The sequence below is a fragment of the Sphingosinicella soli genome (genome assembly GCF_014199685.1).
Lineage (GTDB): Bacteria > Pseudomonadota > Alphaproteobacteria > Sphingomonadales > Sphingomonadaceae > Sphingosinicella > Sphingosinicella soli.
This window is the reverse complement of sequence record NZ_JACHNZ010000001.1, coordinates 235,196-250,871: the sequence shown is the minus strand read 5'-3', so window position 1 is coordinate 250,871 and position 15,676 is coordinate 235,196. Positions and strand designations below refer to the sequence as shown.

The following is a 15,676-nucleotide window of genomic DNA, read 5'->3' as shown; positions in this document are numbered from 1 at the left end:
GGCTTAACAAAAGCAAGGACGGTGCCAGAATTGGCGATTGCGGGTTTTCCAGTAAAGACAATAGTTAACAAACCGTTAACCATATTGGTTATGTAAGTTTGTCCGACACAAAACGCGTCAGGGACGCCGTTCGAAAGCGGCCGTGATGTTCAAGGTGATCTCGTCGCCAAGCACGGGAAGCGCATAAGTGATGCCGTAGTCGCTGCGCTTGATGCTTGTTTGAGCCTCGAACCCCACGGTTTCGATCTTGCTCATCGGGTTCGGTCCGGCGCCGGAGAAGCGCGCGTCGAGAACAACCGGCTTCGTGATGCCCTTGATCGTCAGGTCGCCGGTGATCTTGGCCGAGAGGCCGGTGACGACGACGCTGGTGGACTTAAAGGTCGCATTCGGAAACTTCGCCGTGTCGAAGAAATCGGCGCTTTTCAGGTGCTCGTTCAATTTCTCGCTCGTCGTCGCCACCTGATCGATCGGAATGGTGAGTGACACGACTGCGGACTGGGGCTTCGCAGGATCCAGCGTCAGCGTCCCCGTGGTGCCGCCGAAGATGCCGTAGTAGACGTTGAAGCCGAGGTGATCGAGGCTCCAGGCGACCTGCGTATGATCGGTATCGACCGTGTATGTGCCGGCAACGACCTTCGCAGCGGCTTCGGCGCCCGGCTGGCCTTGGGCAAATGCGGGGGCGGCGAGGCCGACGAGGGCAAGCGCGACAAGCTGGGCTTTCATGGCAATGGCTCCTGAAAAGGGAAACGGCGCGCGCAGCCTGTGCCGCGCGCGCCGTTCCTGTCAACCGATGGTCTTGTGACGGAGCGTGTCAGTTCACCGCTTTATCGACCAGCTTGTTCTTGCCGATCCAGGGCATCATGGCGCGCAGCTTGCCGCCGACCTCTTCGATCTGGTGCGCATTCTGGTTCTTGCGCGCGGCCTTCAGTTCCGGGTTGCCCGCGCGGTTATCGAGAATGAAGTCCTTGACGAAACGGCCCTGCTGAATGTCGGTCAGCACGCGCTTCATCTCCGCCTTTGTCTCTTCGGTGACGATGCGGGGGCCGGTCTTGTAGTCGCCGTATTCTGCGGTGTTCGAGATCGAGTAGCGCATGTTGGCGATGCCGCCCTCGTACATCAGGTCGACGATCAGCTTCACCTCGTGCAGGCACTCGAAATAGGCCATCTCGGGCGCGTAGCCCGCTTCCACCAGCGTTTCGAAGCCGGCCATGATAAGCGCGGAGAGGCCGCCGCAGAGCACGGCCTGCTCGCCGAACAGGTCGGTCTCGCACTCTTCCTTGAAGGTCGTTTCGATGATGCCCGAGCGGCCGCCGCCGACGGCAGACGCATAGGAGAGGGCAACATCGTGCGCATTGCCGGTCGCGTCCTGCGCGATGGCGATGAGGCAGGGGACTCCGCCGCCGCGCTGGTATTCGCTGCGCACGGTGTGGCCGGGGCCTTTGGGCGCGATCATGAACACGTCGATATCGGCGCGCGGCTCGATAAGGCCGAAGTGCACGTTGAGACCGTGCGCGAAGGCGAGTGCGGCGCCTTCCTTCATGTTCGGCGCGAGGTCGCTGGCATAGATCGCGGCCTGATGCTCGTCGGGCGCCAGCACCATGATGACGTCCGCCCATTTCGCAGCGTCGGCGTTGGAAAACACCTTGAAGCCGGCGGCTTCGGCCTTCTTCGCTGTCGCCGAACCTTCGCGGAGCGCGACGCCGACTTCGGCGACGCCGCTGTCGCGCAGGTTCTGCGCGTGGGCATGGCCCTGGCTGCCATAACCGACGATGGCAACCTTCTTGCCCTTGATGAGACCCAAATCGGCATCGGCATCATAGTAAACGCGCATGATTTCAGGACTTTCTCTGTTCTGGAAATTGGGATGGTGACAAAAAAACTCAGCTCGGTTCCTTGCCGCGCGAGATGGCGACGACACCGCCGCGCGCGACTTCGACAAGGCCGACCTCGCGCATCAGCGCGATGAACGTATTGACCTTCTCGGTGGACCCGGTGATCTCGAAAATGAAACTCTCGATCGTCGCATCGACGACGCGCGCACGGTAGATGTCGGCAAGGCGCATCGCTTCGAGCCTTTTGTCGCCTCCGCCGTGGACCTTGAGCAGCGCCATCTCGCGCTCGACATGCGGCCCGAGTTCGGTGAGATCGCTGACCTTGTGAACCGTCACGAGCCGGTCGAGCTGGGCTTCGATCTGATCGATCACCTCCTGCGATCCTGAGGTGACGATGGTGATGCGGCTGACATCGTGCGCTTCCGTGATGTCGGCCACGGTGAGGCTTTCGATGTTGTAGCCGCGCGCCGAGAACAGCCCGACGATCTTGGCAAGAACGCCGGATTCGTTGTCCACGGTGATGGCAAGCGTGTGCCGCCGGATGGGTCCGAGATCACGCATCAGACGAGCGCCTGCGCGTCTTCATCGAGTTCGCCCTTCACCTGCGACGCATTGAGCATCATTTCGGTATGGGCGGCACCCGACGGGATCATCGGAAAGCAGTTTTCCAGCTTGGCGACGCGGCAATCGACGAACACCGGGCCATCGTAAGCCAGCATTTCCGCGATCCCGGCATCGAGCTGGTCCACATCATCGATGCGGATGCCTTTCCAGCCATAAGCCTCCGCGAGCTTCACGAAATCGGGAAGCGCCTCGCTGTAGCTTTCGGAATAGCGGCTTTCGTAGGTGAGCTCCTGCCACTGCCGCACCATGCCCATATATTCGTTGTTGAGCACGAACACCTTCACCGGCAGGCGGTATTGCACGGCGGTGGACATTTCCTGAATGTTCATCAGGATCGAGGCTTCGCCCGCTATATCGATGACGAGCGCCTTGGGATTGCCCATCTGCGCGCCGATCGCTGCGGGTAGCCCGTAGCCCATCGTGCCGAGCCCGCCCGACGTAAGCCACTTGCGCGGGCTTTGGAAATGGAAGTGCTGCGCGGCCCACATCTGATGCTGGCCGACTTCGGTGGTGATGATTGGCGACTTGGCCTTGGTCGCCTCGTAAAGGCGCCAGATTGCATGCTGGGGAAGAATTTCCTTGCCGGTCTGCTTGAAGCCGAGGCTGTCTTTCTCGCGCCATGCGTCGATTTTCGCGAACCATGCCGTCTGATCGACCGCCGTGTGCGCCCGCGATTTCCAGATTTTCAGAATGTCTTCGAGCACATGACCGACATCGCCGACGATGCCGAGGTCGGCCTTCACGTTCTTGTTGATCGAGGAACGGTCGATGTCGATGTGGATCTTCTTCGAATTCGGCGAGAAAGCGTCGAGGCGGCCTGTCACGCGGTCGTCGAAGCGCGCACCGATGCAGACCATCAGGTCGCATTCGTTCATCGCCATATTGGCTTCGTAGGTGCCGTGCATGCCGAGCATGCCGAGCCACTGCGGCGATGCGGCGGGGAAGGCGCCGAGACCCATCAGTGTGGATGTGACAGGCGCGCCCGTCACGCGCGCCAGTTCGCGCAGCAACTGCGAGGCGCCGTTGCCCGAATTGATGACGCCGCCGCCCGTGTAGAGGATCGGGCGCTGGGCCTTGGCCAGCATCTCGACCGCGGCTTCGATGTCTTTCAGTTCGCCCTTCAGTTGCAGCTTGTAGCCGTTGTGAAGCGCCGAGCGCTTCCGGTATCCGGCGCGCGCGACCTGAACGTCTTTCGGGATGTCGATAACGACAGGGCCGGGACGGCCCGAGGTGGCGATGTGGAATGCCTCGTGGATGATATCGGCGAGCCGTTCCGGGTCTTTCACGAGATAGTTGTGCTTGGAGCAGTGGCGCGTGATGCCCACCGTGTCGCACTCCTGAAAGGCATCCGACCCGATAAGGTGCGTGGCGACCTGCCCGGTGAGCACGACGACGGGGATGGAATCCAGCAGGGCATCGGTAATGCCCGTGACGGCGTTGGTCGCGCCGGGGCCCGACGTGACGAGCACGACACCGGGCTTGCCCGTCGAGCGCGCATAGCCTTCGGCCGCATGAACCGCAGCCTGCTCGTGACGGACAAGCACGTGCTTGATTACCGATTGCCGGAACAGCGCGTCATAGATGGGGAGTACGGCACCGCCCGGATAGCCGAACACGGTGTCGACACCCAGTTCGGTGAGCGCCTGGATGAGATTCTCCGCTCCGGTTTTCTCTTCGTTCACAGCCATGGTTTCCTTGATTCGGCCCGCGCATGTACGAGATTAAAACATTCATGGCAACCCCATGTCTTGTAATTTTTGTACAAATAATGCTTCAAATACGTACGATAGATGCAAAACGTCTTCCATACTATCAACTCTCGCCTTCGATGCTCAAGTTCGGCAAGATAGGCGCGATGGAAGACGCTACCGTTTCCAATGGGTTCGAGGATCGCCGCGTCGGGGGCCGAACCTGGCATTTCGTTGTGGGCGTGTTCGCTCTGCTTGCTGCACTCATCGGCATCGGGGCGATTTCGTTTGCCGCGTTTCAGCGTGCGGTCGATATCGAACGCACGCGCACCGAGGCCGTGGCGCGCACCAGCGAAGGTTTCGAGGGTCTGGTGGCCGCCGAGCGTGTGATCAACGCGCTGCAGGAGGCGGAGCGCAGCCAGCGCGGCTATGTGCTAACCGAAAATCCGGTTTTTCTGGAGCCTTATGAGGCCGCGATCTCGCGTAGCTCGACCGTGCTCGACGATTTGCAGCGCCGGATCGGCGAAGGCGACGAGCGGCAGACCGCCCGCTTCGTCGTATTGCGGCGCCTTATTGCGCTGAAGCTGGAAGAAATGGCGCGTTCGGTTGAAATGACCCGCCGCGGGCGCATGGAAGCGGCGCGAACCGATGTCGCCTCCGGTTACGGACGGCGCCTGATGGATGAGATTCAGGCGATGATGAACGAAATCGTCGCCGAGCAGCGCGCCGTGCTCGAACGGCGGCAGCAGGAGGTGGTCGAGCGTGACCAGCTTGGTGCGCAGTCGCTTTATCGGCTGGCGGCGCTGGGCGTTGCATTGCTCGTGGCGGCGCTCATCTCGATGATCGCACTTGCCTACATGGTCTACCGGACCAAACTGGCATTGGAGCGCGAGGAGGCCGGGGAGATAAGGCGCAACGTGCTGGAGGCGGCGGTGGCCGCCCGCACGCACGAAATGACGCAGGCGAACGTCGCGCTCCGCGCCGAGATCGCCTCTCGCGAGGCGGCGGAGAACAGGCTGCGGCAGGCACAGCGCATGGAGGCGGTGGGCCAGCTGACGGGAGGCATAGCGCACGACTTCAACAACATGCTTGCTGTCATCATCAGCAGTCTCGACCTTCTTAAACGCCGGATCACGGCAGACGACGCCCGTGTCGTGAAGCTGATCGACAATGCGCGTGAGGGCGCCAATCGCGCGGCGTCTCTTACGGCTCGGCTCCTTGCCTTCTCGCGCCGGCAATCGCTCAACCCGCAGACGGTTGAGGTCAACACGCTGATGATGGGGGTGGTCGAACTGATCGGCCGAACGCTTGGCGAACGGATCACGGTGGAAACAAAATTCGGCGAGGATATTCCGCCGGTGTTCGTTGATCCCGGCGAGCTTGAAAACGTCATCATCAATCTGGCGGCCAACGCGCGGGATGCCATGCCCGACGGGGGCACGCTGCGGATCGAGACGGCGCGTTTTGTGCCGAACGGCGAACCTCTGCCCGAGGCCGAGGTCGCGAGCGCCTATGCCCTGATAAGCGTTACCGATACGGGACAGGGAATGCCTGCCGAAGTCGTCGAGCGCGTCTTCGAGCCCTTCTTCACCACCAAGCCGGTGGGCAAGGGCACAGGGCTCGGCCTCAGCCAGGTTCACGGCTTCGTGCATCAATCCGGCGGGCACATTTCGATCGAGTCGGCGCCCGACGAGGGCACACGCCTGGACATCTATCTGCCCGTGCAAATTCTCGGCCGCGTCGTTTCCTCTGCACCGCGCGCAGAAATGCCGCTCGTCGGCGGCAGCCCGGAAGAGACGATTCTCGTGGTGGAGGACGAAGATCAGCTTCGCATGGTCACAGTCGAGAATCTTCGCGAACTCGGTTACACGGTCCGCCATGCGGCGAACGGCAAGGAAGCGCTGGAAATCCTCGACGAACACCCGGGCATCCACCTGCTTTTCACCGATATCGTGATGCCCGGCATGTACGGTGACGAACTGGCGCGAGAGGCGCTGAAGCACTGGCCCGAACTCGGCATTCTCTACACCAGCGGTTTCGCGCGTACCGGCGTCGACGGCGAACCCCTCGATCCTCCGGCGGAAACCGTTCGCAAGCCCTATACGATGGAAGGCCTTGCACAGAAGGTGCGCGAGAGCCTGGACACTGTGTTCAAGGCTGAAGCCGAAGCCAGTCCGGCGTCTGGTTCCTGAACCAGGTGCGCTGCCGCTTGGCGTAGCGCCGCGTGTCGAGCTTCGCCCGCAAGACGGCCTCATCGAGCGTGCAGTCGCCCTTGATGTGGCTGATGAGCGGCGGCACGCCGATCGCTTTCATCACCGGTAACGCCGGGTCGAGGTTCATTGCGAGCAACCGCGCGGCTTCGTTCAGACCGCCGGCCTCCAGCATCGCATCGAACCGCGCGTCGCATCGCCGCCCGAGTTCATCATTGTCAATCTCCACCACGGCAGCCTCCAGCATCACCGTGCCCAGCAATCCGCCGCAAAGCTGCGTCTGATGGTGTGCAAGCGAAAGGCCGGTGCTGCGGATCACTTCAAGCGCGCGCGCGATGCGCTGGGTGTCGTTGGGATGGAGGCGCGCCGTCATGTTGGGGTCTTCGCGCGTGAGCGCCTTCGCGAGCGCCGCCGTATCGAGTGCGCGAACCGCTGCGCGGATATTCGGGTCAATCTCTGGCACCGGCGCGATGCCGTGAAGCAGCGTTCGGAGATAAAGGCCGGTGCCGCCGACAAGGATAGGCAACAGGCCCTGTTCGTGCGCGCGGCCGATCTCCCGCCTTGCAAGATCAGCCCATCCGGCGGCGCCGAGGGGGGATTCTGCCCCCAGGAAGCCATAGAGCCGGTGCGGTGCGCGCGCCGTTTCAGCGGGCGAGGGGCGAGCGGACAGAACGGACAGGTCGCGGTAGCACTGGCTCGCATCCGCATTGATGATGACACCGCGCCGCGTTTCCGCCATGCGCAGCGCGAACGCCGACTTGCCGCTGGCAGTCGGCCCGGCAATGACCGCCAGCGGCGGCAAGGAAGGCGAGGCCATGCAGCTTGTTACAATCGTGGGATCGGAGCGTCTATCTGCGGGTGATATGAGCGCTGCGCGCGATGCCGCTGCAGCCGCCGGGATGGAAACAGGGGATGTCCGGTGGATGGAGGCCGAGGCTGTCGCCGAGTTTTCCGGCACAGGCCCCTCCGCCGCGGTCCGTGACGCGGTCGAGGCCGTGCTTCCCCATGCCGACGTGATCGTGCAGTCGGCGGCGGAGCGTCGCCGCCGCCTTTTCATCGCCGACATGGATTCGACGATGATTACAGTCGAATGTATCGACGAACTTGCCGATTATGCGGGGCTGAAGGCTGAAATCAGCGCTGTGACGGAGGCGGCGATGCGCGGCGAGATCGATTTCGCCGGGGCTCTGGAGCGCCGCGTCGCGTTGCTTGCTGACTTGCCGCTCGCTTCCATCGATGAATGCCTGCGGGATCGCGTGCGTCTTTCGCCGGGCGCGCGCACGCTCGTGCAGACGCTCCGAAGCCAACAGGTCTATACGCTTCTCGTTTCAGGGGGCTTTACGCATTTCACGGGCCCGGTCGCGGCGATGATCGGCTTCGACGAGGCGCGTGCCAACGTCCTCGAAACGCGCGGAGATGTGCTCACGGGCAAGGTGCTGGAGCCGATCGTCGATGCACACGCCAAGCGTGAGGCGCTGACCGGGACGGCGCAGGGCAGGGGTATCGCCCTCACTGAGACGATCGCCATCGGCGACGGTGCCAACGACCTGCTGATGGTGGAGACTGCCGGCCTTGGTGTCGCGTACCACGCCAAGCCCAAGCTCGCTGACGCGGCGGACATGCGGATTCGGCGCGGCGACCTGACCGTACTGCTTCACGCGCTCGGTATTCCTCGGGCCGACTGGGCCGCTTGAGCCGTTAACGTCGGGCTCGGTCCCGGCGCGTTGCGATCAGAACGCGGACGCCGATTGCGCCTTCGCGAATCAGTTCGATCCGCTTCAACCAGCGCTCGCCTTCCGCAAGCAGTTGCGGGATCAGCGCCTGCCCCGCAGGTGTGCGGTGCATCGCCCGAATCCGGTCGATCGCGCCGCCCCAGCTGTATTCGACCTCGGCCGCATAGTCGGCGGCGATGTCGCTGATCGCGGTCACGGAAAGGCGCGTGTCCTCCACCAGCCGCGAAAGCGTTTCCACCGAACGGAGGCGCGGACGCACGGGCTCCGCCTGCGCCCATTCGCGGTAGCGCGGCGATGATGCCTGCCGTTCGTCTGTCAACACGAGGCTGCGCACCACGACATATCCGCCCGGCACGAGCGTTTGGCACTGGCTGCGGAGCAGTGTCGTGAGGGGCTCGCCGTGCTCTGAGAGGCCATCGACGAGAATGAGATCAGCGTTCGGCAGGAGAGGGCCGTCGGCAGCGCGCAGTAGCCTCACACGTCCGTTCGAGGCGTCCGCAAGCGGCCTTTGGGTTTCAGCGGCGAGCGTGGTGCAGCCGACCGATGCCTGCAGTTCGCTCGCAACACCGCCGAGTTCGGCGCCTAAATGCAGAACGCGGCTTCGCTGACCCAGCCCGGCGCGCGCGGATATCGCCCTCAACTGCGAAACGCCGCGCGGTGACAGGGAGCCTTCACCCCATACGATCTGCGCGGCTGCCAGACGCTCGCGTGTCCAGTTCGTGGGCTCGGCATGCGGCAATGTGACCGTCTGAGACCGTTCCAACAGCGACGGCTGCGGAAAGGGGACAGCATCCTCATTGGCGACACGCGCAGCGAGGCGCCGTTTCAGTTCGGCAAGATCATAGCCTTCCCACCAGGCGCGCAGGCGCTGCCGCAATGGACCGGACTTCGCGCTATCAGGCATTCAGTGCAGAATCGACAGCCGTGGTCATCCCCGCGCACAGCGAGGCGAGCGCAAACGTGGCGGCATCCTCGCCTGCGGGGAAGGACAGCGCGGCGCCGTCCCGGCCGACGCGGACGACATATGCGCGAATCGCTCCGGCGAGCGGGTGCGAGAGTACGACCGGCTCGCCGAGTCGGAGCGGATGATCGGTTTCAACAAAGACCCCCGCAGCGGAGACATCCCGAAGCGAGGCGCCCACATTCACGCCCGAGGCGAGAAGCATGCTGACCCTGCCGCTGCGCACTGCAGCATGGCGGCGTGGAAACTCCGTGATGTTGCTGCTGATCATTCCTGGTCTGTCCCGCACCAAAGCAACTCTCGGGACATACGCGTCCCGCGGGCATCCAGAGCTAGCGCAAAGCCGTCGATGAAAGGTTAATTGGTGTGGACCGCGAAACACGGCCTGCCGGTATCGCGCAAGCGCTGGCAGATCGAATTGGCCTCGCCGGGGTTCGCAAAGCTGCCCGCCTGTAGCCGGATCATGCTGCCGCTGGGCGCATAAACCGGTTCCAGACCTGCGACGATGCCCGGGTAGTCGCGCCGCAGCCCTGTCCATGCCTCACGGGCACGGGCTTCCTGTGAAAACGCCCCGAGCTGGATGCGCCAGCCGCCGCCGGCTACGTTTGTCGCCGGCGCGGACGCAGTGATGCGGGGCTGCGGGATTTCCGCGTTGGAAACGGTGGTTCGGCCGGGCGACGGCGCGGGTTTCTGCAAGGCCGCCTGCGGCTTGTCCACCGCGACGGGATTGGCGAGTTTGCGCGGGGGCGCGACAGGCTTCCCGCTGGCGCCGAGCTTGTCGCCCGTCATCATCGCCTGCGCCATCTCGCTGCCGCTGGCACGATCGCCCGGTGACAGGCTGGCGGTCATGGTGGCGAGCGCGCGCCCGGCTTGCGGGAGTCCGGCATTGTTCGCCTGGGTCATATAGGCGTAAGCGAGGGGCCAATTCTTCGGCAGCGTATCGCCATTGAAGTGGAGAACGCCGAGCATGTACTGCGCGCGGGCGTCGCGCTTCGCTGCGGCCTTCTGCCAAAGCCCAGCAGCTTCCTTCTTTTCTCCGCGCTGGGCGAGCAGGATGCCGAGATTCGATTGCGCGGGAGCGTGGCCTTTGTCGGCAGCGCGGCGGTAGAAGTCTTCGGCCTTCGCCTTGTCGAGCGGAACGCCGCGCCCGAGCTTGTAGGCCTGCCCCATATTGAAGAGCGCGTCAGGGTCGCCCTTGGCGGCGGACGGCATCCATTCGACCACGGCGCCCCGGTAATCGCCGCCCTGCCACTTGACGACGCCTTCCTTGACGCCTGCAAGTGTCGGAACCGAAACAAAAAGGGTGAAAAACGCAGTCGCGAGGATGAGGCCGTGTCGCATGGTGGCGTTCTCTAAAGCAGTCTTTCCATCAAGGGAATCCCTGTCAGGGTTCACGGACAACCCGCCAACGCATTTCCGCCGACAATCATCGAAGCGTTTTCAAGAAATAACCTCAAGGCTTTACCGAAAATTAGCTTTGTACGTGCGATCCATGCCCTGCAATTCGCAGAGTCTATGGGGAAAAGCCAATGCGCGTTCTCGCGTTAGCTTCACAAAAGGGCGGTTCGGGCAAAACCACTCTCAGCGGCCATCTCGCTGTTCAAGCGCAGAGGGCCGGTGCTGGGCCTGTCGTTCTTATCGATATCGATCCCCAGGGTTCGCTTGCGGACTGGTGGAACGAGCGCGAAGCCGAAATGCCGGCCTTCGCACAAACCACAGTGGCGCGGCTCGTCACCGATCTCGAAATGCTTCGTCAGAAGGGTTTCAAGCTCGCAGTGATCGATACGCCGCCGGCGATCACGGTCGCGATCCAGAGCGTGCTTTCGGTCGCCGAACTCGTCGTCATCCCGACACGCCCGAGCCCGCACGACCTGCGCGCCGCAGGCGCTACGGTCGAGCTTTGCGAACGTGCGGGCAAGCCGCTGATCTTTGTCGTGAACGCGGCAACGCCGCGCGCCAAGATCACCTACGAGGCCGCTGTGGCGCTTTCGCAGCACGGCACGGTCGCGCCGGTGACGCTGCATCATCGTACCGATTTCGCGGCGTCGATGATCGATGGGCGTACGGTGATGGAGGTCGAGCCCGACGGCAAGTCCTCCCAGGAAATCCAGGAACTCTGGACGTACGTCGCCGATCGGCTCGAGAAGAACTTCCGCCGGACGGTGTTCAATGCACCGGGCCAGCATGTGCCGACCCCCGCCGTGCGAACCGCCGGTGGCTTCGGCCGGAAAGCTGCAAGCTAAAAATAAGATGCAAGGGGCCGTTCCGAGGAAAGGTAAGTTATGAACGAGGCAAACTATGCTTCCTTGAGCGCCGGTCTGCTGGCGCGGAAGGGACAGGCGCGCCCCGCGATGCGTCCGCAAGGCTATGGTTTTGCGTCCGACGATGATCTCGGTTGGAATGACATGGGCGGAGACATGCTCACCGCCGAGCAGCGCGTCGCGCTGATGCCCGCGCAGCCGATGCACTTTCAGCCGCGTTCGGCGGCTGATATCGATACGGCGGTGCCTTCACCGGTCGCCGCGCAGCAACAGGCGATCGCCGAGGAGTTCGCGGCGGCTGCTGCGGCAGTGTCGACGGCAGAACCGGCGGACGATCAGCCCGAGGTTGCGGTGGTGGAGCCGCTGCCGATGCCGGTCGCTGCTCCGGTGGCGATCCCGTCGATCACCGTGGCTCCGGCGCAAACCGCGCACCGTCCTCGTGCGATGGCCGGGTCCAAGGCAAAGGCGGCATTTACGCTGCGGCTCGACCCCGAGCGCCACATGAAACTGCGTCTCGCGTGTGTTTATGCGAACCAATCCGCGCAGCAACTCGTGACGGCCGCGCTCGACGAATATCTGTCCACGCATTTTCCGGATGCCTTGAAAGACATGAGGAAATCCGCCGCCAATTAGGCGTGAACGGGGTGAAGGGGCCAAGACCATGCAGACTCAGCGCAGCAATACGGTGTTCAAGCTGGCCGCGAGCGCATTCACGCTCGGGGCCTCTCTGACCGCGTGCCAGTCTTCGAACAGCCCGGCGGCGCATGTGAACACGGCGATCGGGTCCGTTGACGCTCCGCAACCTTCCATCGTTCTCATCAAGCAGGCGGAAGCCGCGCGGCTTGCGGGCAATCCTGCAGCGGCGATCAGCTTCGCCGAGCTTGCCGTTACGGCGGATCCGCAGAACGCCGATGCGCGCTTCGCGCTCGCCAAGGCTTACACGGCGGCGGGTCGCTATCAGTCTTCGGCCGAAGCCTACGGCGACCTTTCGGCAATGAACCCCGCCGATGCGAACGTCCGCTTCCGTGCGGCGCTTTCTTCGCTTGCCGCGGGGAACCGTTACACGGCGCTGTCGACGCTCGATGCGCTGGCGGGCGATCCGTCGCTTACCGCCGATGTCGGCCTTGCGCTGGCGCTTTCCGGCGAGAGCCGCAAGGCGATCAGCCTGCTTGAAGCCGCCGTTCGGGCGGGCGACTCGACGCCGCGTCTGCGCCAGAACCTTGCGCTTGCACAGGCGCTTTCGGGCGAATGGGCGGCAGCGCGCACGACCGCATCGATGGACCTGACGCCGGACGCGGTCGATGCCCGCGTCGCGGAATGGGCGGCAATCGCCTCGAACACCGACAGCGCCTGGCGCACGGCTTCCGTGCTCGGCGTTCAGACGGCCGCGAACGACGCAGGCCGCCCGGTCGCGCTTGCATGGGCGCCGCCGCATCAGGTGCAGGCCGTCGCAATCGCCGCCGCTGCGGAACCCGCTCCGGCCGTCAGCGTCGAAGCCGCGCCCGTGACCATAGCACGGGCCGAGGTGCCGATCGCTGCCGAACCGGCGCAGCCGATCGTTCAGATCCGCGCCGTGCAGCCTGCCTTCGAGACGCTGAAGCCGGTTGCCGCCGTGAAGCGGGAAATCCGCGCGCTGGCGAAGCCTTCACACGGCGCCTGGGTCGTTCAGCTCGGTTCCTACGCGAAGCCGGAGTTCCTGAACGCCGGATGGAAGACACTGATCCGCAAGAACAGTGCGCTTGGCGAATTCGAGCCGATCCGGAGTGAGATCGAGGTGAAGGGCGCGACATATCATCGTCTCGCCATCGGATCGTTTGTAAACGTAACCGACGCGGTCGATCTCTGCAGGAACCTCAAGTCCGAGGGTTACAGCTGCTTCGTCCGCAAGGGCGCGTCGGCAGCGACGTCTTCCAAGAAAGCCTGATTACCCCGCGAAGGCAATCTCGCCGCTCTTCACGGTCCATTTCACGCGGCCCTGCACAGGCAGGCCGTCGAACGGCGTGTTGTCGCCGGTCGAAACGAATTTCGCCGCATCGATCCGCCAGGGCGCACCGGCATCGAACAGCACGACGTCGGCAGGCGCCCCCGCGCTGAGCGTTCCGCCCGGCACGCCGAAGATTTTCGTCGGCGCGGCGCTCATCATTGCGATCAGCCGGGAAAGGGAAACGCCTGCGTTCTCGCCTGCCGAGATGGCGAGCGCGAGCAGCGTTTCTGCTCCCGATACGCCCGGCGTAGCCTGCGCGAAGGGCAGACGCTTTTCGTCCTGCCCGCGCGGATCGTGCGCCGAGGTGAGGCAATCGATCGTGCCGTCCGCAAGACCCGCGAGCATCGCCCGGCGATCGTCCTCCGCGCGGAGCGGCGGTGAAAGACGGGTGAAGGTGCGATAGCCGGTGACGGCCTCGTCGTTCAGGAGCAGGTAGGCCGGGGCGGTGCCGCAGGTGATCCGCGCGCCCCGCGCCCGCGCGGTGCGGATCACGTCCAGCCCCTCGGCCGTCGTCACCTTGTGGACGTGGAGCCGCGCGCCCGCCGCTTCGGCGAGACGCACATCGCGCGCGATCGCGATGGCTTCGGCGATGGCCGGAGCAGACGCAAAGCCGAGCCGCGTGGCGGTTTCCCCCGTCGTCGCCTCGGCGCCTTCGGTGAGCGCAGCGTCTTCGGCATGCACCACGGTGACGAGATCGAACGCGGCCGCATATTGCAGCAGCCGGTACATGACCGCCGCCGAAGCGATCTGGGCGCGGCCCGTTGCGATGCCGACGGCGCCCGCAACCTTCATCAGGCCGACTTCGGCAAGCTCGGTTCCGGCAAGGCCGCGTGTCGCGGCGGCGAGGGGGTGCACCCAGACGTGCGGCTTGCCGATGCGCTGCGCGCGCTCGGCAAGCGCGGGATCGTCGATCACCGGCGATTGATCGGGCATCAGCAGCGTGCGCGTGATGCCGCCCGCAAGGCACGCGGCGGGTTCGGACCGGAAGACACCGGCATCGACAAGACCGGGCGCCGCGATGAGCCCCGCCGCGTCGATACGCTGCGCGTCCGAGGGAATATCAGGCTTGCCGACAGCGGCGACCATGCGGTCGGCGATGAGAATATCGACCACTGCATCCAGACCGCTTGCAGGGTCGATGACGCGCGCGCCCATGATCGCAAGCGGCCTCATGCGCGCACCTCCCAGTCGGCTACGCCCCTTCGCGTGCGCGTCAGCACGTCAAGGCAGGCCATGCGGACGGCGACGCCCATCTCGACCTGCTCGGTGATCGCGGAGCGGGCGATGTCGTCGGCGACCTGCGATTCGATCTCGACGCCCCGGTTCATCGGGCCGGGGTGCATGACGAGCACGTTGTCGCCCGCCGTCGCGAGACGTTTCGCGGTGAGGCCGTAGAAATGGAAATATTCGCGCTCCGACGGGAGATAGGCCCCCGCCATACGCTCCCGCTGGAGACGGAGCATCATGATGACGTCGGCGCCTTCGAGGCCCGCATCCATATCGGTGAAGGCGGTGACGCCGAAACGCTCGATCCCGGCAGGCATCAATGTGGGCGGCGCGACTGCGCGCACCTCGGCGCCGAGCGCGGCGAGCAGGTGGAAGTTCGAGCGGGCGACGCGGCTGTGCAGGATGTCGCCGCAGATCGCGACCTTGAGGCCTTCGATGCGGCCCTTGCGACGGCGGATCGTGAGCGCGTCGAGCAGTGCCTGCGTCGGGTGCTCGTGGCGGCCGTCGCCCGCGTTGAGCACGGGGCAATCGACCTTGGAGGCGATCAGCGCGACCGCGCCCGAGGCATCGTGACGGATGACGATGACATCCGGGTGCATGGCGTTCAGCGTGAGCGCCGTATCGAGCAGGGTTTCGCCCTTCTTCATCGAAGAGGACTGAACGGACATGTTGACGACGTCCGCGCCGAGCCGTTTGCCCGCGATTTCGAACGACAGCAGCGTGCGCGTCGAGTTTTCGAAGAAGGCGTTGATCTGGGTGAGGCTGGCGAGCCGCTCGTCGCGCTTGTGGGCGCTGCGGCTGAATTCGACCCAGTGTTCGGCCTCTGAAAGCAGGAAGCCGATTTCCCACGGTTTCAGGCCTTCGATTCCCAGCAGATGCATGTGCGGGAAGGGGTGCGCCCCCGGCGGCACGGCCGGTAGCGGAGCGGGTTGCTGTGTCGATGTCATTAAAGCCGAGCCTTTAGACCTGTGCGCCCCGGCGGGCAAGGGGCGAAACGGGCAAGGGCTTCGCTGGGGACAGGCGGGGAAACGGGAAGGCGCGTAGCGCCGCCCCTACGATCCGGCCAAGCAACATCAAGGCCTTGCCGGGCAAAGTGGAGGAAGTGGAGGCCAATGCGCGGATTTCGCGTTCGCGCGCGGCGGCTGTCGGCAGGAGG

15 protein-coding genes are annotated in these 15,676 nt (G+C 64.4%); 5 read left to right on the top strand and 10 right to left on the bottom strand.

Features of this window, described 5'->3' with window-relative positions:
• Nucleotides 1-117: 117 nt before the first annotated feature.
• The 4 genes from GGQ98_RS01230 to GGQ98_RS01215 form a co-directional block, all read right to left on the bottom strand.
• Complete coding sequence (locus GGQ98_RS01230) at nt 118-723, bottom strand: YceI family protein (RefSeq protein WP_184063871.1); 606 nt, start codon at nt 721-723, stop codon at nt 118-120.
• Between the two features lie 88 nt (nt 724-811).
• Nucleotides 812-1,831, bottom strand: coding sequence for a ketol-acid reductoisomerase (gene ilvC, locus GGQ98_RS01225; protein WP_184063868.1), 1,020 nt, complete (start codon nt 1,829-1,831; stop codon nt 812-814).
• Between the two features lie 49 nt (nt 1,832-1,880).
• The gene (gene ilvN / locus GGQ98_RS01220) at nt 1,881-2,393 is read right to left on the bottom strand and encodes an acetolactate synthase small subunit (protein WP_184063865.1); all 513 of its coding nucleotides are present in this window, start codon (nt 2,391-2,393) and stop codon (nt 1,881-1,883) included.
• Nucleotides 2,393-4,144, bottom strand: coding sequence for an acetolactate synthase 3 large subunit (locus GGQ98_RS01215; RefSeq protein ID WP_184063862.1), 1,752 nt, complete (start codon nt 4,142-4,144; stop codon nt 2,393-2,395). Before GGQ98_RS01215 ends, ilvN begins: the two co-directional genes overlap by 1 nt.
• A 167-nt stretch (nt 4,145-4,311) precedes the next feature.
• Between GGQ98_RS01215 and GGQ98_RS01210 the strand changes: the two genes are divergently transcribed.
• The gene (locus GGQ98_RS01210; RefSeq protein WP_184063858.1) at nt 4,312-6,336 is read left to right on the top strand and encodes a CHASE3 domain-containing protein; all 2,025 of its coding nucleotides are present in this window, start codon (nt 4,312-4,314) and stop codon (nt 6,334-6,336) included.
• On the opposite strand, the gene miaA is transcribed toward GGQ98_RS01210, so the two are convergent.
• A complete protein-coding gene (gene miaA / locus GGQ98_RS01205) occupies nt 6,296-7,171 on the bottom strand; it encodes a tRNA (adenosine(37)-N6)-dimethylallyltransferase MiaA (protein ID WP_184063855.1) in 876 nt (291 codons plus the stop codon). The two genes, GGQ98_RS01210 and miaA, sit on opposite strands and share 41 nt — an antisense overlap.
• Here miaA and serB point away from each other — a divergent pair.
• Nucleotides 7,170-8,048 carry a phosphoserine phosphatase SerB gene (gene serB / locus GGQ98_RS01200; RefSeq protein WP_184063852.1) on the top strand — a complete coding sequence of 293 codons (879 nt, stop codon included), beginning with the start codon at nt 7,170-7,172 and terminating at the stop codon, nt 8,046-8,048. The genes miaA and serB overlap by 2 nt on opposite strands.
• 4 nt (nt 8,049-8,052) lie before the next feature.
• Here serB and GGQ98_RS01195 read toward each other — a convergent pair whose 3' ends face one another.
• From GGQ98_RS01195 to GGQ98_RS01185, 3 genes are all read right to left on the bottom strand, one after another.
• The gene (locus GGQ98_RS01195) at nt 8,053-8,991 is read right to left on the bottom strand and encodes a hypothetical protein (RefSeq protein WP_184063849.1); all 939 of its coding nucleotides are present in this window, start codon (nt 8,989-8,991) and stop codon (nt 8,053-8,055) included.
• Nucleotides 8,984-9,319, bottom strand: coding sequence for a PilZ domain-containing protein (locus tag GGQ98_RS01190; RefSeq protein ID WP_184063846.1), 336 nt, complete (start codon nt 9,317-9,319; stop codon nt 8,984-8,986). Before GGQ98_RS01190 ends, GGQ98_RS01195 begins: the two co-directional genes overlap by 8 nt.
• Nucleotides 9,320-9,405: 86 nt before the next feature.
• A complete protein-coding gene (locus GGQ98_RS01185) occupies nt 9,406-10,389 on the bottom strand; it encodes an SPOR domain-containing protein (RefSeq protein ID WP_184063843.1) in 984 nt (327 codons plus the stop codon).
• Nucleotides 10,390-10,577: 188 nt separating this feature from the next.
• On the opposite strand from GGQ98_RS01185, the gene GGQ98_RS01180 reads away from it, so the two are divergent.
• Genes GGQ98_RS01180 through GGQ98_RS01170 form a run of 3 tightly spaced genes read left to right on the top strand, consistent with a single transcriptional unit; the run spans nt 10,578 to nt 13,233 of the window.
• Entirely contained in the window at nt 10,578-11,291 is a 714-nt protein-coding gene (locus GGQ98_RS01180) for a ParA family protein (RefSeq protein ID WP_184063840.1), read from the top strand.
• 39 nt (nt 11,292-11,330) lie between these two features.
• The gene (locus GGQ98_RS01175; RefSeq protein ID WP_184063837.1) at nt 11,331-11,942 is read left to right on the top strand and encodes a hypothetical protein; all 612 of its coding nucleotides are present in this window, start codon (nt 11,331-11,333) and stop codon (nt 11,940-11,942) included.
• 28 nt (nt 11,943-11,970) lie between these two features.
• Nucleotides 11,971-13,233 carry an SPOR domain-containing protein gene (locus tag GGQ98_RS01170; protein WP_184063834.1) on the top strand — a complete coding sequence of 421 codons (1,263 nt, stop codon included), beginning with the start codon at nt 11,971-11,973 and terminating at the stop codon, nt 13,231-13,233.
• On the opposite strand, the gene GGQ98_RS01165 is transcribed toward GGQ98_RS01170, so the two are convergent.
• On the bottom strand, nt 13,234-14,466 hold the full coding sequence (locus GGQ98_RS01165; protein WP_184063831.1) for a dihydroorotase: 1,233 nt from the start codon (nt 14,464-14,466) through the stop codon (nt 13,234-13,236).
• A complete protein-coding gene (locus GGQ98_RS01160; RefSeq protein WP_184063828.1) occupies nt 14,463-15,467 on the bottom strand; it encodes an aspartate carbamoyltransferase catalytic subunit in 1,005 nt (334 codons plus the stop codon). Before GGQ98_RS01160 ends, GGQ98_RS01165 begins: the two co-directional genes overlap by 4 nt.
• Nucleotides 15,468-15,676: the final 209 nt, after the last annotated feature.